This window comes from Mesorhizobium sp. M0184 (assembly GCF_040322215.1).
Lineage (GTDB): Bacteria > Pseudomonadota > Alphaproteobacteria > Rhizobiales > Rhizobiaceae > Mesorhizobium.
This window is the reverse complement of sequence record NZ_JAMYSZ010000013.1, coordinates 151077-167463: the sequence shown is the minus strand read 5'-3', so window position 1 is coordinate 167463 and position 16387 is coordinate 151077. Positions and strand designations below refer to the sequence as shown.

General features: G+C 63.0%; 16 protein-coding genes. 6 read left to right on the top strand and 10 right to left on the bottom strand.

The window, feature by feature from the left end; genetic code table 11:
• Positions 1-37 precede the first annotated feature (37 nt).
• The 6 genes from NKJ23_RS18080 to puuE form a co-directional block, all read right to left on the bottom strand.
• The gene (locus tag NKJ23_RS18080) at positions 38-457 is read right to left on the bottom strand and encodes a type II toxin-antitoxin system MqsA family antitoxin (RefSeq protein WP_352614344.1); all 420 of its coding nucleotides are present in this window, start codon (positions 455-457) and stop codon (positions 38-40) included.
• 2 nt (positions 458-459) lie between these two features.
• Positions 460-765, bottom strand: a complete 306-nt coding sequence (locus NKJ23_RS18075; RefSeq protein ID WP_352614345.1) for a type II toxin-antitoxin system MqsR family toxin — start codon at positions 763-765, stop codon at positions 460-462.
• 54 nt (positions 766-819) lie between these two features.
• Positions 820-1413: a nucleoside deaminase gene (locus tag NKJ23_RS18070; RefSeq protein WP_352681485.1), complete on the bottom strand. Its 594-nt coding sequence runs from the start codon at positions 1411-1413 to the stop codon at positions 820-822.
• Positions 1413-1916 carry an ureidoglycolate lyase gene (locus tag NKJ23_RS18065; protein ID WP_352568400.1) on the bottom strand — a complete coding sequence of 168 codons (504 nt, stop codon included), beginning with the start codon at positions 1914-1916 and terminating at the stop codon, positions 1413-1415. Before NKJ23_RS18065 ends, NKJ23_RS18070 begins: the two co-directional genes overlap by 1 nt.
• Positions 1913-2761, bottom strand: a complete 849-nt coding sequence (locus NKJ23_RS18060) for a bifunctional allantoicase/(S)-ureidoglycine aminohydrolase (protein ID WP_502902546.1) — start codon at positions 2759-2761, stop codon at positions 1913-1915. Before NKJ23_RS18060 ends, NKJ23_RS18065 begins: the two co-directional genes overlap by 4 nt.
• 63 nt (positions 2762-2824) lie before the next feature.
• A complete protein-coding gene (gene puuE, locus NKJ23_RS18055) occupies positions 2825-4258 on the bottom strand; it encodes an allantoinase PuuE (RefSeq protein ID WP_352681480.1) in 1434 nt (477 codons plus the stop codon).
• Positions 4259-4431: 173 nt separating this feature from the next.
• Between puuE and uraH the strand changes: the two genes are divergently transcribed.
• The 4 genes from uraH to xdhC all read left to right on the top strand — a co-directional run bounded on the left by uraH (position 4432) and on the right by xdhC (position 9662).
• The gene (uraH, locus tag NKJ23_RS18050; protein ID WP_352681478.1) at positions 4432-4806 is read left to right on the top strand and encodes a hydroxyisourate hydrolase; all 375 of its coding nucleotides are present in this window, start codon (positions 4432-4434) and stop codon (positions 4804-4806) included.
• A 1-nt stretch (position 4807) separates the two neighbouring features.
• Entirely contained in the window at positions 4808-6289 is a 1482-nt protein-coding gene (gene xdhA, locus NKJ23_RS18045; RefSeq protein ID WP_352681476.1) for a xanthine dehydrogenase small subunit, read from the top strand.
• Positions 6289-8640 (top strand): xanthine dehydrogenase molybdopterin binding subunit, encoded by a 2352-nt coding sequence (gene xdhB / locus NKJ23_RS18040; protein WP_352681516.1) that lies wholly within the window; start codon positions 6289-6291, stop codon positions 8638-8640. Before xdhA ends, xdhB begins: the two co-directional genes overlap by 1 nt.
• 62 nt (positions 8641-8702) lie before the next feature.
• Positions 8703-9662 (top strand): xanthine dehydrogenase accessory protein XdhC, encoded by a 960-nt coding sequence (gene xdhC, locus NKJ23_RS18035; protein ID WP_352681514.1) that lies wholly within the window; start codon positions 8703-8705, stop codon positions 9660-9662.
• 99 nt (positions 9663-9761) lie between these two features.
• Here the strand turns inward: xdhC and dps are convergent, their stop codons facing one another.
• The 4 genes from dps to NKJ23_RS18015 all read right to left on the bottom strand — a co-directional run bounded on the left by dps (position 9762) and on the right by NKJ23_RS18015 (position 13656).
• On the bottom strand, positions 9762-10250 hold the full coding sequence (dps, locus tag NKJ23_RS18030; RefSeq protein WP_352681474.1) for a DNA starvation/stationary phase protection protein Dps: 489 nt from the start codon (positions 10248-10250) through the stop codon (positions 9762-9764).
• A 146-nt stretch (positions 10251-10396) separates the two neighbouring features.
• Positions 10397-11650, bottom strand: a complete 1254-nt coding sequence (locus tag NKJ23_RS18025; protein ID WP_352681472.1) for an LLM class flavin-dependent oxidoreductase — start codon at positions 11648-11650, stop codon at positions 10397-10399.
• Positions 11647-12660: an LLM class flavin-dependent oxidoreductase gene (locus tag NKJ23_RS18020; protein ID WP_352681470.1), complete on the bottom strand. Its 1014-nt coding sequence runs from the start codon at positions 12658-12660 to the stop codon at positions 11647-11649. The genes NKJ23_RS18025 and NKJ23_RS18020 overlap by 4 nt, the downstream gene beginning before the upstream one ends.
• Positions 12661-12735: 75 nt before the next feature.
• A complete protein-coding gene (locus tag NKJ23_RS18015; RefSeq protein ID WP_352590951.1) occupies positions 12736-13656 on the bottom strand; it encodes a LysR family transcriptional regulator in 921 nt (306 codons plus the stop codon).
• A 140-nt stretch (positions 13657-13796) separates the two neighbouring features.
• On the opposite strand from NKJ23_RS18015, the gene NKJ23_RS18010 reads away from it, so the two are divergent.
• Both NKJ23_RS18010 and guaD read left to right on the top strand, forming a co-directional pair.
• Positions 13797-15014 carry a urate hydroxylase PuuD gene (locus NKJ23_RS18010; protein ID WP_352681468.1) on the top strand — a complete coding sequence of 406 codons (1218 nt, stop codon included), beginning with the start codon at positions 13797-13799 and terminating at the stop codon, positions 15012-15014.
• Complete coding sequence (gene guaD, locus NKJ23_RS18005) at positions 15011-16324, top strand: guanine deaminase (protein ID WP_352681466.1); 1314 nt, start codon at positions 15011-15013, stop codon at positions 16322-16324. The genes NKJ23_RS18010 and guaD overlap by 4 nt, the downstream gene beginning before the upstream one ends.
• Positions 16325-16387 lie beyond the last annotated feature (63 nt).

Below are 16387 nucleotides of genomic sequence, written 5' to 3'. Positions count from 1 at the left end.
GCAGCAAATTATGCGACCTGTCAGAGAGGCCGCGCGGCTACCGCAACTCGTCCACCAACTCCGGGTGTTTTTCCAACAGCGTCATCAGCTGAATGGTTGGGCCACTCGGCTCGATCAGACCCCGTTCGTATTTGTCGAAAGCGTTCTCGCCGACCTTGAACAGGGATCCTGCCTCGCGCTGCGACAGTTTGAGCTTTGTGCGCACGCGACGGATGGTGGCCGGTGCCGGAACGCCGTCGATCTTTTCTTTGAGGATGCGGAGCGCTGCATCGACGACGGTCATGTCGTCTCCGACATGCACGCCCTCACTTCCCGAAGAGGGATAATAACCCGGCAGGTCGACGATCATGCTCTCGCCCTTGTAAGTCACAGTGAACGGACGCACCCCACGCGTCAGCGTTTCTCCTGTTTCGGGGGAGGTCATGCTATTCGTTCCATTATTTTCTTTCATCGCCATAGTCACTTTTCCTTGAACGACATGACTGTGAATTCGGTCACGACGTCCGCCTGAAATTTCACGTAGAGAACCAGGTCGCGTGCTGGCACGTAATAGACATCTTGCCAGACACGATGGTCGGCGAACGTCGTCATCGACTTTACAAACATCTTCCGCGTGATGCTGCCGATCACCTCGACTATACCGGCGCGATCAAAGCCCAGCCCAATGGCATCCCGCAGGGCGGACGTCGTGATTGCCAGCGTGTCGACAGAACCCAACTCGGCCTTGATTGCATCAAGATCGTAAGTGGGTCTGCGTTTCTCCATAACGCAATATGCCACCATAAAGGTGGCAATTCAAGCCATTGAACTTTGCGGCATTCAATTCAGCGGAATGTCGTTTTCGTCCTTGCCGGCCTGATAGGCGGCGGACAATTCGTCATAGCGCGCTGATATTCTGTGGATGCGCGCTTCCAGCCGACCGCGCTCGGGGTCGGGCAGCGAGCGCACCAATTTGCGGATCGAAAAGCTCTTCCAATAGGCATTCTCGGCATTGTAGCCGCCGGGATCGAGGGTGAAGACCTCTTTCAGGATCTTCAAATCGTGCGGGATGTCGAAGCTGTCGCGCGAGTCCTCGTGGCTGAACAGATAGAAGAAATTGTCGAAGCCGGTCCAGGTGATCGCCGACAGACAGAGCGAGCAGGGCTCGTGGGTGGCGAGGAAGATAGCCTCCCTGGTGTCGACGCGCTCGGCTTTCGGCATTTCGTAGAAGCGCTTCAGGCAGTGCACCTCGCCATGCCAGAGCGGGTTTTCCGTCTCGTTGTTGGTTTCGGCAAGCACCAGCGAACGGTCGTCCTTGCGCAGGATCGCCGCGCCGAACAACTTATTGCCATGCGCGACGCCCTCGGCCGTCTTCGGCACGATGTCGTGCTCTATGACATCGAGCAGGCGGTCGATCAGCGAAATGTCGGTCATCACCGGCTCCCATCGGGAAGATGTATCTCGTAGGCGTGCGAGAAATGGCACTCTTCGAGATTGGAGTCGTCGCCGCCACGGTCGACGACCAGGAAGTCCTGCGGCTCGCCGATCGGCGTCAGCACGCCGTGCCACAAATTGCGCGGATAGTTGATGCCTTGCCCGGGCGCGGTGATGAAGGCATGCGGCTCGCCCGGGCCCTCCTCGCCGTCATGGCAGACGACGACCAGGAACGGCCGTGGTGACAGCGGGATGAAGGCCTGGCTGCCAAACGGATGGCGCTCCACCATGGTAAGCTTCAACGGCAGCTCATAGGGCGTGCCACGCACCATCGAGATCAGCACGCGCGCATTCGGCCCTCGTGCTTCCGCGGTGGCGAGGTCATGGTAGCGCTCGGCCTTGCCGCCATTGATCGGATAGTGGTTGTCGCCGCCCATATCGATGACGTCGCCGAATTCGGCGAAATTCTCGCGGGTCAGCGGCCGCGCGACGATGCGGGTCATGGTGTAGGTCTCGCGACGCCGGCGCTGCCAAGCTTGGCGTGGCGGTTGACGTCCTTGTAGAGGAGATAGCGGAATTTGCCTGGCCCGCCGGCATAACAAGCCTGCGGGCAGAAGGCGCGCAGCCACATATAATCGCCAGCCTCGACTTCGACCCAATCCTGGTTGAGACGATAGACCGCCTTGCCCTCCAGCACATAGAGCCCGTGCTCCATGACATGCGTCTCGGCGAAAGGAATGACCGCGCCCGGCTCGAGCGTGACGATGGTGACATGCATGTCGTGGCGCATGTCGGCCGGATCGACGAAGCGCGTGGTCGCCCATCGGCCTTCGGTACCCGGCATCGGCGTCGGCGCGATGTCCTGTTCGTTGACGAAGAACGCTTGCGGCGGCTCGACGCCGTCGACTGCATCATAAGTCTTGCGGATCCAGTGGAAGCGGACGGCGGCGCCGCTTTCATTGCGCACCCTCCACCCACTCGCCGGCGGCAGGAAGGCAAAGCCGCCCGGCCTTAAGCTATGTTTCTTGCCGGCAAGCGAAACGCTTAGCTCGCCTTCGACCACGAACAGCGCACCTTCGGCGGCGGCGTCAAGCTCAGGGTGGTCGCTGCCGCCGCCAGGCGCGAGCTCGACGATATATTGCGAAAACGTCTCGGCAAAACCCGACAGCGGCCGCGACAGCACCCAGACGCGTGTCCCATCCCAGAACGGCAAGGCGCTGGTGACGATGTCCTGCATCACGCCCTTGGGGATGACGGCATAGGCCTGTGTGAACACAGCGCGGCCGGTCAGCAATTCGCTCTGGCCGGGATGTCCGCCCTGCGGCGCATAATAGGTTCGCTCGGCCATTTTCATCATATCCATAAATTCAAGCCTGTTGCGGAAGCCAGGGCCTATCGCGGCAGCCAAAGCCTATTGCGGAAGCATGTCCTTGAGACGAAGCAGCGCGATGCGCTCGACCTGTCTGCAGGCGGTTTCGAATTCGACATCGTGGCTGTTGCCAATACGCGCCTCGAACTCGGCCAGGATCTCCCCCTTGGTCTTGCCTTTCACCGCAATAATGAAGGGGAAACCGAAACTGGTGACGTAGGCGGCATTGAGTTTTGCGAACAGCTCGCGCTCCTTGTCGGTCAGCGCGTCGAGGCCGGCCGAAGCCTGTTCCCTCGACGATTCCGCCGTCAGCCGCTTGGCCTGCGCCAGTTTTCCGGCAAGGTCGGGGTGGGCGTTGAGCACGGAAAGCCGCTCGGCCTCGCTTGCCGCGCGAAAGACGCGGCAGAGCGCATTGTGCAGGCCGCCAGCACTGTCATGCGCCGGGCCGAGCTCCAGCTCATAAGCGCGCTCGGCAACCCACGGCGAATGCTCGAACACGCCGCCGAATGTGTGGACGAAGGCCTCGAATTCCATTTTCGACGGGCGCAGCGCCGGCAACCGGAACGGATGCCTCTCCTGCCAGTGTTTTGCAATGTCGATGCGTCGTGCCAGCCAGACCTTGTCGTGCGATTTGACGTAGTCGATGAAGCGCTTCAGTGCCGCGACCCGGCCCGGCCGGCCGACGAGGCGGCAGTGCAGGCCGATGTTCATCATGCGCGGCCGTCCTGCCTTGCCCTCGGCATAGAGCGTATCGAAACTATCCCTGAGATAGGCAAAGAACTGGTCGCCCGAGTTGAAGCCTTGCGGCGTGGCAAAGCGCATGTCGTTGGCGTCGAGCGTATAGGGGATGACCAGCTGCGGCTTCGCCGACCCGTCCGGTGCCACATGCTCGAACCAGTAGGGCAGTTCGTCGTCATAGGTGTCCGACACATAGTCGAAGCCGCCCTCTTCCGCCGCCAGCCGCACCGTGTTGATCGAGGTGCGCCCGGTGTACCAGCCGGTCGGCCGCGCGCCTGTGACCTCATAATGCAGCCGGATCGCCGCTTCCATGTCGCGGCGCTCGTCTTCTGGCGCATGGTCGCGGTAGTCGATCCATTTCAGCCCGTGCGAAGCGATCTCCCAGCCGGCCTCCTGCATCGCCGCAACCTGGTCGGGCGAACGCGCCAGGGCCGTGGCGACGCCATAGCAGGTGATCGGCACCTGTGCCTCGCTGAACAGGCGCAGCAATCGCCAGAAGCCGGCTCGGGCGCCGTATTCGTAGATCGATTCCATGTTCCAGTGGCGCTGGCCGGGCCAGGGCGCGGCGCCGACGATCTCCGACAGGAAAGCCTCCGAAGCCTTGTCGCCGTGCAGGACGCAATTCTCGCCGCCCTCTTCGTAATTGACGACGAACTGCACCGCGACATGCGCCCCGCCGGGCCATTTCGGGTCCGGCGGATTGGCTCCGTAGCCGCGCATGTCTCGTTCGTAACGCATTCTCGCTCCTGCCGGAAATTGTGATCAGGATAGTCGAAAGGAGTGCCTGCGCATTCCCCCGAAATTTTTGAAAGTGTTTTTGTCGCGCTCCGCTCGACCGGGACTTATGCATCGCCTTTAATTGGCGCACAATTCATGAATAGTGTTCGACCGTTCAGGGAATGGAGCAGCTAGTGGCGGAAACGTCGAAAGCCGAAGGCGGGCGCCTGACCACCCACGTCCTCGACACTGCGGCCGGCAAACCGGCGGCCGGTCTGTCGATCGAGCTCTATCATCTTGACGGTCAGGCCCGGACGCATCTGAAAACGGTCGTCACCAATGATGACGGCCGTTGCGATGCTCCGCTGCTTGCCGGCGCGGAATTCCGCACCGGCGAATACGAGCTGGTCTTTGCGGCCGGCGATTATCTGCGCGCGCAAGGGACAAAACTGGCGGAACCGGCCTTCCTCGACCATGTGCCGATCCGCTTCGGTATGGCCGAGCCGATGCACTATCATGTGCCGCTGCTTCTGTCGCCGTACGGCTATTCGACCTACCGGGGAAGCTGAGATGGCAGGGATCAAGACACGCAACGAAATCCGCTTCATCCTCAATGGCGAGGACGTCGCGCTCGGCACGGTTGCACCCGACCAGACCCTGCTCGATTGGCTGCGGCTCGACCGCTCGCTTCGCGGCACCAAGGAAGGTTGCGCCGAGGGCGACTGTGGCGCCTGCACGGTGCTGGTCGGCAGGCTCTCCGGTGGAACACTGGTCTATGAAAGCGTCAATGCCTGCATCCGCTTCCTTGGCTCGCTAGACGGCACGCATGTCGTGACCGTCGAGCATCTGCGCGGCGACGCAGGAAAACTGCACCCCGTACAGCAGGCGATGGTCGATTTCCACGGCTCGCAATGCGGCTTCTGCACACCGGGTTTCGTCATGTCGCTTTATGCTCTGTGGATGCGGGCGCCGGAGCCGTCGGACGCCGCCATCGAAAAGGCGCTGCAAGGCAATCTCTGCCGCTGCACCGGCTATGAGGCGATCATGCGCGCCGCACGTGCCATCTCCAGCTACGGCACGGCGGCAAAGGATCCGTTGGCGGCGGAGCGCAAGGCAGTCACGGCCAAGCTCGAAGCGATGAAGGACGGTTCGCGCATCGAGATCGGCTCCGGCAACAAGCGGCTGATCGTGCCGGCCAATGCCGACGATCTGGCCAGCGTACTCGTCAAGGAGCCGGGCGCCACTGTCGTCGCGGGTTCGACCGATGTCGGCCTTTGGGTGACCAAGCACATGCGCGATATTGCGCCGGCGGTTTTCATCGGCAATCTCGATGGTCTGTGCGGGATTTCCGAGGACAAGGGCGTCGTCTCGATCGGCGCCGGTGTCACCTATAGCGAAGCCTTCTCGACGCTGGCGAAACGCATCCCGGCGCTCGGCCCGCTATTCGATCGAATCGGCGGCGATCAGGTGCGCAACATGGGCACCATCGGCGGCAATATCGCCAACGGTTCGCCGATCGGCGACACGCCGCCGCCGCTGATCGCACTCGGTGCCCGCCTGACGCTGCGCCGCGGCGACAAGCTGCGGACGATCCCACTCGAGGATTTTTTCATCGCTTATGGCCGACAGGACAGGCAGCCCGGCGAATTCGTCGAGGCCGTGCATGTTCCGGTGCCGGGTAGCGAGACGAAATTTGCCGTCTACAAGATCACCAAGCGCCGCGACGAAGACATCACAGCAGCGCTAGGCGCGTTTTTCCTGAAGCTCGCCGAGCATGGCACGGTGGCGGATGTGCGCATCGCCTATGGCGGCATGGCGGCAACGCCGAAGCGAGCCTTTGGCGTCGAAAAGGCATTGCTTGGCAGGCCCTGGACGGAAGCGACGGTCGAGGCGGCGATGGCCGCGTATGCCGACGATTTCACGCCGCTGACCGACATGCGGGCAAGCGCCGAATACCGGGCGCTGGCGGCGCGCAACCTGCTGCTGCGCTTCTTTGCCGAAACCACCGGCACCCGGGCGCCGATCCAGGTATCACGGCACGAGGCGGCATGATGAACAAGCACGCCACCCCAACCCTGAAGGCAAAAAAAATCGCCGGCGGCGTCGCCACCGACCAGCGCCATGATTCCGCGCACAAGCATGTCAGTGGCACGGCCGTCTATATCGACGACATGCCGGAACCGGCCGGCACGCTGCATGGCTGCCTTGGGCTTTCGACGGCGACGCATGCCACCATCACCAGCATGGACCTGTCGGCGGTGCGCGCCGCACCCGGCGTCATCGACGTGCTGATGGCGAGCGACGTGCCAGGCGAGAACGACATTTCGCCGACCGGCCGTCACGACGAGCCGGTGCTGGCCGACGGCAAGGTGCAATTCTTTGGCCAGCCGATCTTCTGCGTCATTGCCGAAACCCGCGAGCAGGCGCGCCGTGCAACGAGGCTGGCCAAGGTCGAATACAAGGAATTGCCGTTCGTCGCCGATGTCGGTGAGCTCGATCCACGGATGGATAAGCTGGTCACGCCGCCGCTGACGCTGAAGCGCGGTGATGCAGCGGCTGCGATCAAGGCGGCGCCGCGCCGGCTGAAGGGAAAGATGCGCATAGGCGGCCAGGAGCATTTCTATCTCGAAGGCCATATCGCCTTGGCCATCCCCGGCGAGGACCACGACGTCACCATCTATTCCTCGACCCAGCACCCGAGCGAAATCCAGCACATGGTCAGCCATGCGCTCGGTGTGCCGAGCCACGCGGTGACGGTGGAAATCCGCCGGATGGGCGGCGCTTTCGGCGGTAAGGAAACGCAAGGCAATCAGTTTGCGGCATTGGCCGCTATCGCCGCGAAGAAACATCATCGGGCCGTGAAAATCCGGCCCGACCGCGACGACGACATGATCGCCACCGGCAAACGCCACGATTTCCTCGTCAACTACGAGGTCGGCTTCGACGACGAGGGCAATATTCTGGGCATAGATTTCATGTTCGCGGCGCGCTGCGGCTTCTCGGCCGACCTCTCCGGCCCGGTCACTGACCGCGCGCTGTTCCATTGCGACAACACCTATTTCTGGCCGGCGGTGCACGCGCAATCGGCGCCGCTCTACACCAACACGGTATCGAACACCGCCTTTCGCGGCTTCGGCGGCCCGCAAGGCATGGTCGGCGCCGAGCGCGTCATCGACGAAGTCGCGTTTGCCGTCGGCAAGGACCCGCTCGAAATCCGCAAGAAGAATTTCTACGGCACCAGCGACCGCAACATCACGCCCTATCACCAGACGGTCGAGGACAACATCATCCACCGCATCGTCGCCGAGTTGGAGGCGAGTTCCGACTATGCGAGGCGCCGCCGCACCATCGATGCTTTCAATGCCAACAGCCGCTTCATCAAGCGCGGACTGGCGCTGACGCCGGTCAAGTTCGGCATCTCGTTCACCGCCACCCACTACAACCAGGCCGGCGCGCTGGTGCATGTCTACACCGATGGTTCGGTGCATCTGAACCACGGCGGCACCGAGATGGGGCAGGGCCTCTATGTCAAGGTGGCGCAGGTCGTGGCGGAAGAGTTCCAGATCGACCTCGATCAGGTCAAGATCACCGCGACGACGACCGGCAAGGTGCCGAATACCTCGGCCACCGCCGCGTCTTCCGGCTCCGATCTCAACGGCATGGCGGCGCAGAATGCCGCCCGCCAGATCAAGGACCGGTTGACCAATTTTGCCGTCGAGAGATACCAGGTGCCGCGCGACCAGGTGCTGTTCCTGCCCAACCGCGTGCGCATCGGCAACCAGGAGATCGCCTTCGCCGATCTCGTCAGGCAGGCCTATATGGCGCGCATCCAGCTTTCGGCGGCGGGTTTCTACAAGACGCCGAAAATCCATTGGGACCGCGACAAGGGCGAGGGCCATCCCTTCTACTATTTCGCCTATGGCGCCGCGTGCTCGGAAGTCTCTGTCGACACGCTGACCGGCGAATATATCGTCGATCGCACCGACATCCTGCACGAAACCGGCCGCTCGCTGAACCGCGCCATCGACCTCGGCCAGATCGAGGGCGGCTTCATCCAGGGCATGGGCTGGCTGACAACGGAGGAACTGTGGTGGGACGACAAGGGGCGGCTGCGCACCCATGCGCCATCGACCTACAAGATCCCGCTCGCGTCGGACCGGCCGAAGATTTTTAATGTGACTTTGGCCGACTGGGCGCAAGCAGGCGAGCCGACGGTGTACCGCTCCAAGGCGGTCGGCGAGCCGCCCTTTCCGCTCGCAATGTCGGTGCTGCATGCGCTGTCGGACGCAGTGGCGAGCGTTGCCAGCCACAAGATCTGCCCACGCCTCGACCCGCCGGCCACGCCGGAGCGTGTGCTGCTGGCGATCGAACGGCTGAAGCGGGAAGCCAAGACCGGCACTTGAATCCCGGAAAACGTGCAATTCAGGCCGAAAAACTCTATATTTCCCGATAGGGAACGCAAATGATGAACGCGAAAGTGCAGAGCCTGAAAGCCTTTCTTGCCAGCGCCGGCCGGGTCGCCTTCGTCGAGGTGGCCGGGACAAAAGGTTCGACGCCGCGCGAGACGGGTGCCTTCATGCTCGTCTCGGGATCGGCCACTTTCGGCACGATCGGCGGCGGCCAGCTCGAATACATGGCGATCGACAAAGCGCGGCAGATGCTTGGTCGATCTGCCGCAGGCCCTGGCGAGGTTGGCGCCGCCCCTCATCCGCCTGCCGGCACCTTCTCCCCGTATAGTGACGGGGAGAAGGGGGCTGGCCGCAACGCTGTCGCCACGCTCGACATCGCGCTCGGCCCGGAGATCGGGCAGTGCTGCGGCGGCAGGGTCGAGCTGCTGATCCGGCTGGTCGACCCCGCGCTTGAAGCCAAGCTGGTTGCGGCGGCGGAAGCGGAGGAAGCGCAGCTACCGCATGTCTACATCTTCGGCGGCGGCCATGTCGGCCAAGCGCTGGCCTCCGCGATGGCCTTGCTGCCGGTGCATGTCGTCGTTGTCGAGACGCGAGCCGAGGCGCTGGAGGGCATGCCGGAAGCGGTAAAAACAAGCCTGACGCCGATGCCTGAGGCAATGGTGCGCGAAGCCCCGGCTGGATCCGCCTTCGTCGTCCTCACCCATGACCATGCGCTGGACTTCCTGATCGTCGCCGAGGCGCTGAAACGCCGGGATGCCGCCTATGTCGGCATGATCGGCTCCAGAACCAAGAAGGCGACGTTCCGGAACTGGTTCCTGAAATCGGCGGACGGAAGCGAGGCGGAATTTGCCCGCCTCGTCTCGCCGATCGGCGGCGATGCGGTGAAAGACAAGCGCCCGCAGGTGATCGCCGCACTCGCCGCAGCCGAAATCATGACGGCGTTGGTGAAATCAGGTGCGCAACTCTCGACGGAGCGCCTCATTTCATCAGTGTCGACCGTTGAGCAGGCGCAATGACACGCAGGGGTCTACTGTACTATCTGCTGTGGCAGGAACTTCGAGACAAGTCGGACGAAAAGCCGTATCGCTAAGAAGCGCGCGCGGGCCACGCCCGGTTCATTCCTTCTCCTGCGTGTGCGCCTCAAGGAACCACAGCAATTTGTCGAGCGAGCGTGAATAGGCGGTGAAGATGTCGGCGGTATCGGCGTCACCCGCGCCAGCCGCCTCGTCGATCGCCGCGCGTGCCCGCTTGGCGGTTGCGGCATAGCGGTCGATCAGCGCCGCCAGATGATCTCGGGTCTTGTGGATGTCGGTCGGATAGGCCTCCAGCATACTCGCCTTCGAGACCTCCTGCGAGGTGCCGAGCGCCGTGCCGCCGAGCTGTACGGCGCGCTCGGCAATGGTGTCGACCTGGCCGTCGATCTCCTCGCGGAACGTGTCGAGCATCTCATGGATGGCGATGAATTGCGGTCCCTTGACGTTCCAGTGCGCCTGCTTGGTGATCAAGGCCAGATCGATGGCGTCGGCGAGGCGGGCATTGAGAAGATCGATACACTCTTTCTTGGCATTGGATTGCAGGTCATTGCGGGTGGCGATGGCATCCATGATCGGCTCCTGTGGCGGTTGCGTCCGCGTGGTTTGAAAAGAGGGCGAAGTTTGGGATGGTCAATCGAATATGCGCGCAGACGCCCTCATCGCCGCGGCACAGCATCCCAAAACGGCGATCTCCGACTTTCGTTCCGCTCGTCGTTTTACGCCGGCGTTTTCAAGCCCAGATGGTCGCGCAGCGTGCTGCCTTCATAATCCGTACGGAACAGCCCGCGCCGCTGCAGCTCCGGCACGACTAGCGTGGCAAAGGCTTCGAGTTCGCCGGGAAAATAGGATGGCATGACGTTGAAACCGTCTGCCGCGCCGCCCTCGAAGCGTGCCTCGAGCTGGTCGGCGATCTGGGCCGGAGTTCCGACGACGCGCCAATGACCGCGCGCGCCGGCGAAATGACAGGCAAGCTGGCGAATGGACAGCTTGTCGCGGCGGGATTGCTCGATGACGAGCGCCTGCCGGCTCTGCATGCCTTCGCTGGCCGGCAGCTCGGGCAGCGGTCCGTCGATGGGATAGCGCGCGAGATCGGATATGCTGAGATAGCTGGAAAGCAGCGCGACACCGACATCGTCCGGTATTAGCTCCTGCAGTTCATCATGTCTTGCCCGGGCTTCCGCTTCGCTTGCGGCGACGACCGGCGCGACGCCGGGCATGATCTTGACGTCCTCCGGCTCGCGCCCATGGGCCGCCAGCCGTCCCTTGAGGTCGTCGTAGAAGGCCTTCGCCTCCTCGAATGTCTGCGCCGCAGTGAACACCACATCGGCGGTCCGGGCGGCGAGATCGCGGCCCTCATCCGACGCTCCCGCCTGAACCATAACCGGTGCACCTTGTGGCGAGCGCGGCAGATCGAGCGGGTCACGCACCGAAAAACTTCTGCCTTCGTGTCCACCCTGGCCTTGCCAAAGGCCAGCAACCACGGCAGCGAATTCGCGCGCGCGTTCGTAGCGGTCCGCATGTGGGCGCAGTCCGGTCGAGCCGAAATTGGCGGCCTCGATCTGGCTCGCCGAAGTGACGAGGTTCCAGCCGGCTCGGCCGCCGCTCAGATGGTCGAGCGACAGGAAGGTCCGCGCCAGTCCGTAAGGCTCGTTATAGCTCGTCGACGCCGTGGAGACGAGGCCGATGCGCTCCGTCTGGACGGCGAGCGCGGCAAGCAGGCTTATCGGCTCGAAGCCGATCGAGCGCGACGTTTGGCTGGCGATGTTGACATTGGCCTCGCGCACGCCGGCGGCGTCCTCGCAGAAGATCATGTCGAACTTTGCCGCTTCCGCCGTCCGCGCCAGCTGGATGTAATGATCGATGTCGATGCCGGCCGTGACATGCGCCTGCGGATGGCGCCAGGCGGCGATGTGGTGGCCTGTCGCCCACAGGAAGGCGCCGAGCTTCATCTGGCCTCGACCGGCGCTCATTGCCGATCCTCCCCTGCAAGCCCGAGATGGGCGCGCAGTGTCGCCGCGCTGTAGCCGGACCGGACAAGGCCGCGGCGGCGAAGCTCCGGCAGCACGAGACCGACGAAATCGTCGAGCGCCGATGTGAACGGCATGGCGATGATGAAACCGTCGCAGGCTTTCGAGCGAAAGCACTCTTCGAGCCTGTCCGCAAACAGGTTCGGCGCGGCGGTTATTTCGGCGCTGACGGTAACGTTCATCAGCACTTTCAGCGCCTCCGGACTGCGCCCGAAGGCAAGCGCACGGCGCTTCAGATCGCCAGCCTTCGCCGGCTCGATCGATGCCTCATCCAGCAGGACGACATCGGCGGTGCGGGCGGCGATATCCGTGTCGGGCTCGGACAGGCCGGACATGACCAGCACCGGCGTGTCCTGCGGCGACCGCGCCACGTTGAGCGGCCCGCGCACGGAAAAATATTCGCCCTTGTGGTCGAGCAAATGCATCTTTTCAGGATCGAAGAAGCGGCCGCCACTTTTGTCGAACAGCAGCGCGTCTGCGTCCCAGCCTTTCCACAAGCCTTGCACGATGCCGATGAATTCCTCGACGCGCAGGCGGAAATCGTCGCCGGAAAACCCTTCCGGTCGGCTGAAATTGGCCGCCTCGCGCGGATCGGGAAACATGCTCGCGTTCCAGCCGGCGCGGCCATGGCTGATAATATCGAGCGAAGCGAAACGGCGCGCGAGATTATAGGGCTGGTGGGCGATCGTCGACGCTGCCGCGACGAGGCCGATCCTGCTTGTCACCGTCGCCAGCGCCGCCACCAAGGTCGTTGCTTCGAAGCGCATTTGCCGGTTCGGCCCGCCTGCAACCGGTGCGGAATCGCCCAGCAACACCATGTCCAGACCGGCCGCTTCGGCTTCTTGCACGAACCGCGTCAGCAGACTGAAGTCCGAGCCGGCGTCGGGCGGATGGGAAGGGGCGGCTTCCGGAGACAGTGAAACGGCGAGACAAATTGTGGCGCCGTTGGCCATCGCTTTTCCCTGTTGAGCGAGATTCCTTGAGAATTATCTCGCCGGCTGGACGGAAAGCAACCGGCCAGCCGACGATCATTTGCCGGCCAGAATATCCCTGATCAGCCGCTGGCAGCGCTCGGCCATGAAATCGAGCAGCAGCCGCACCTTCGGATCCTGCAGCTTCTTGTGCGGGTAGACGGCGGCGAACTGCACCGGCGTCGGCGGCGTGTTGCTCAGGATCACCTTCAGCCGCTGGTCGCGGATAAACGGCTCGACCTCGAAGCGCGGCTTGTTGATGATGCCGCGGCCGGACAGCGCCCAGCCGGTCAGCACGTCGCCATCATCGGTATCGTAGGGGCCGTGCACCTCGAACTTTTGCGGTCCGTTCGGCGTCTGCAGCGTCCAGACATATTCGCGCGCGCCGGAATAGCGCAGCATCAGGCAATCGTGCTTCTTGCCGATCAACTCCTGCGGCTCGGTAGGCTCGCCGCGCGCTTCCAGATATTGCGGAGCCGCCACCAGAACGCGTTCGCATTCCATGATGCCGCGCATCCTGAGGCTGGAATCCTCGATGATGCCCAGCCGGAAGGCAACGTCGATGCCTTCCTTCATGATATCCACATTGTGGTCGGATAACCGGAGCCGCACCTCGATATCGGGGTATCTGTCGTGGAAATCCGGGATGCCGGATGCCACCAGCCGCCGCCCGAGGCCAAGCGGCGCTGTCACCTTTATGGTGCCGCGCGGCTGCCCGGATAACGCGCTGACCGCCGCTTCCGCCTCGGTGACCGCCTCCAGCACCTGCTTGGCGCCGGAGTAGAACACCGTGCCGTGCTCGGTCGGCATCAACTGCCGCGTCGTGCGGTTGAACAGCCTGACACCGAGATGCTTCTCGAGCTCCTTGATGCGATTGGAAGCGACTGCCGGCGAAATGCGCATGTCGCGCCCAGCCGCCGATAAATTCCCGAGCTCGACGACGCGGACGAAAACGGCGATGTTGTCGAGATAGGCCATGCGGCTTTCGTGGCTCTCATGTGGCAGCGTGTAACGAGCCTAGTATTTTCCAAATTTTTTTGAAAGTCATCGTGCAGCTCGGCTCTTTCCGTTTGCGCTCCAGTCCGTAAAGTCAGTGGATCGGCAGGGACGATTTTTTCATGATGGATTTCGCGATATTCTGGGATTGGCTGAGTTTCGCCGTGCGCTGGCTGCACGTCGTCACCGGTATCGCCTGGATTGGATCGTCCTTTTATTTCGTCGCGCTCGATCTCGGGCTGCGCCAGCGTCCGGGCATGCCTGCCGGAGCCTTCGGCGAGGAATGGCAGGTGCATGGCGGCGGCTTCTACCATGTGCAGAAATATCTGGTGGCGCCGGCTGAGATGCCCGAGCATCTGACCTGGTTCAAGTGGGAATCCTACGCCACCTGGCTGTCGGGCTTCGCCATGCTGTGCGTCGTCTACTATGCCGGGGCGGACCTGTTCCTGATCGATCCGAATGTCCTTGCCATGTCGGTGCCTACAGGCATCTTGCTGTCGCTGGCGACGATCGGCGTCGGCTGGGTGGTCTACGATCTCTTGTGCCGTTCGCCGCTCGGCAACAGCGACACCGGCCTGATGCTGGTGCTGTATGGGGTGCTGGTATTCATGGCCTGGGGACTGACCCACCTGTTCACCGGCCGCGCCGCCTTCCTGCATCTCGGCGCCATTACCGCGACGATCATGTCGGCCAACGTTTTCATGGTCATCATCCCCAACCAGAAGATCGTCGTCGCCGACCTGATCGCCGGCCGTAAGCCCGATCCGAAATACGGCAAGATCGCCAAGCAGCGCTCGCTGCACAACAATTACCTGACGCTGCCGGTTTTGTTCCTGATGCTGTCGAACCATTATCCGCTGGCGTTCGGGACAGAGTTCAACTGGGTCATCGCCTCGCTGGTGTTCATCATCGGCGTGCTGATCCGGCACTATTTCAACACCAGGCATGCGCGCAAAGGCAATCCTACCTGGACCTGGCTGGCGGCCGCCGTCCTGTTCGTCGTCATCATCTGGCTGTCGACGGCACCGAAGCTGCTGACCGGCGAGGTCAAAACGTCCTCGGCGGCACAGGTCTACGTTGCCTCGGCGCATTTCCCTGCCGTGCGCGATACGGTGCTTGGCCGCTGTTCGATGTGCCACGCGGCGGAGCCGTCCTACGCGGGCATTTACCACGCACCGAAGGGCGTGATGCTCGACACCGATGCCGGCATCGCCGAGCACGCCGGCGAGATCTACCTGCAGGCTGGCCGCAGCCACGCCATGCCGCCCGCCAACGTCACCCAGATCACCGACAAGGAACGGGCGCTGCTGGTGGCATGGTTCGAAGGCGCAAGGAAATGACCAGCACGCTCCTGCGCGGCCGTACGCTGTCGTTTTTGCGCTGGCCCGAAACCATCGACGACCATTCCGCCTGGCGTTACGAGCAAGATGGCGGCCTGCTGATGCGCGACGGCAGGATCGTTGCCGCGGGCGCCTATGCCGAGGTCGAGAAAAAGGCGGGCGAGGGAACAAAAAAAATCGACCACAGGCCGCATCTGCTGCTGCCCGGGTTCATCGATGCGCACGCGCATTTTCCGCAGATGCAGGTCATCGCTTCCTTCGGCGCCGAGCTGCTCGACTGGCTGAACACCTACACTTTTCCGGAAGAGACAAAATTCCAGAACGCCCAGCATGGCCGCCGTATTGCCAGGCTGTTCCTGGATGAAGTATTGCGGCATGGCACCACGACAGTCGCGGCCTATTGCTCGGTACACAAGGAATCTGCCGAGGCGTTCTTTGCCGAGTCGCACGACCGCAACATGCTCAACATCGCCGGCAAGGTGATGATGGACCGCAACGCGCCGGACGGCGTGCTCGACACGCCGCAATCGGGCTATGACGACAGCAAGGCGTTGATCGATGAGTGGCACGGCAAGGGGCGCCAGCACTATGCCATCACGCCGCGCTTCGCCATCACCTCGTCGCCCGAGCAATTGGAGATGGCGGGCGCGCTCTGCCGCGAATATCCTGATCTGCACATGCAGACGCATCTGTCGGAAAACCACGCCGAGATCGCCTTCACGCAGCAATTGTACCCGCAGACGCGGGACTACACCGACATCTACGAACACTGTGGGCTGCTCGGGCGCAGAAGCCTGTTCGGCCATTGCATCCACCTGTCGGAACGCGAGGCGGATGCGCTTTCGGATAGCGGCTCGGTGGCGGTGTTCTGCCCGACCTCCAACCTGTTTCTCGGCTCGGGCCTGTTCGATTATCAGCGTTATAGGCGCCGCGAGAAGCCGCTTCGCATCGCCGCCGCCACCGATGTCGGCGGTGGCACCAACTATTCGATGCTGCGCACCATGGACGAGGGCTACAAGGTGATCGCGCTGAACGGCGAGAAGCTCAATCCGTTCCAGTCCTTCTGGCAGCTGACCCGCGGCAATGCCGAGGCGCTGTCGCTTGCGGAAAAGATCGGCACCCTGGAGGAAGGCAGCGACGCCGATATCATCGTGCTCGACGCCCGCGCCACGCCGGCGATGCGGCTGCGGGTGGAGACGGCGGACACGCTCGCCGAGGAATTGTTTCTGCTGCAGACGCTCGGCGACGACCGCGCCGTGCGCGAGGTCTATGTCGCCGGCCGGGCGGCCAAGGCGGATATAGCGGTTTAGCCGTCGTATGCGGCCGGCTTGACCGGGCGGCAGCCATCCGCCAAAGCAACAGGCGAGATCGAC

Excerpts from the sequence above, each read along its gene's own strand:
- NKJ23_RS18025 (WP_352681472.1), bottom strand. The coding sequence starts at position 11,650 with ATGAGCGCCGGTCGAGGCCAGATGAAGCTCGGCGCCTTCCTGTGGGCG.
- dps (WP_352681474.1), bottom strand. The coding sequence starts at position 10,250 with ATGGATGCCATCGCCACCCGCAATGACCTGCAATCCAATGCCAAGAAA.
- NKJ23_RS18075 (WP_352614345.1), bottom strand. The coding sequence starts at position 765 with ATGGAGAAACGCAGACCCACTTACGATCTTGATGCAATCAAGGCCGAG.
- NKJ23_RS18010 (WP_352681468.1), top strand. The coding sequence starts at position 13,797 with ATGATGGATTTCGCGATATTCTGGGATTGGCTGAGTTTCGCCGTGCGC.
- xdhC (WP_352681514.1), top strand. The coding sequence starts at position 8,703 with ATGAACGCGAAAGTGCAGAGCCTGAAAGCCTTTCTTGCCAGCGCCGGC.
- puuE (WP_352681480.1), bottom strand. The coding sequence starts at position 4,258 with ATGCGTTACGAACGAGACATGCGCGGCTACGGAGCCAATCCGCCGGAC.
- NKJ23_RS18060 (WP_502902546.1), bottom strand. The coding sequence starts at position 2,761 with ATGGCCGAGCGAACCTATTATGCGCCGCAGGGCGGACATCCCGGCCAG.
- NKJ23_RS18020 (WP_352681470.1), bottom strand. The coding sequence starts at position 12,660 with ATGGCCAACGGCGCCACAATTTGTCTCGCCGTTTCACTGTCTCCGGAA.
- NKJ23_RS18070 (WP_352681485.1), bottom strand. The coding sequence starts at position 1,413 with ATGACCGACATTTCGCTGATCGACCGCCTGCTCGATGTCATAGAGCAC.
- NKJ23_RS18065 (WP_352568400.1), bottom strand. The coding sequence starts at position 1,916 with ATGACCCGCATCGTCGCGCGGCCGCTGACCCGCGAGAATTTCGCCGAA.
- NKJ23_RS18015 (WP_352590951.1), bottom strand. The coding sequence starts at position 13,656 with ATGGCCTATCTCGACAACATCGCCGTTTTCGTCCGCGTCGTCGAGCTC.
- xdhA (WP_352681476.1), top strand. The coding sequence starts at position 4,808 with ATGGCAGGGATCAAGACACGCAACGAAATCCGCTTCATCCTCAATGGC.
- guaD (WP_352681466.1), top strand. The coding sequence starts at position 15,011 with ATGACCAGCACGCTCCTGCGCGGCCGTACGCTGTCGTTTTTGCGCTGG.
- NKJ23_RS18080 (WP_352614344.1), bottom strand. The coding sequence starts at position 457 with ATGGCGATGAAAGAAAATAATGGAACGAATAGCATGACCTCCCCCGAA.
- xdhB (WP_352681516.1), top strand. The coding sequence starts at position 6,289 with ATGAACAAGCACGCCACCCCAACCCTGAAGGCAAAAAAAATCGCCGGC.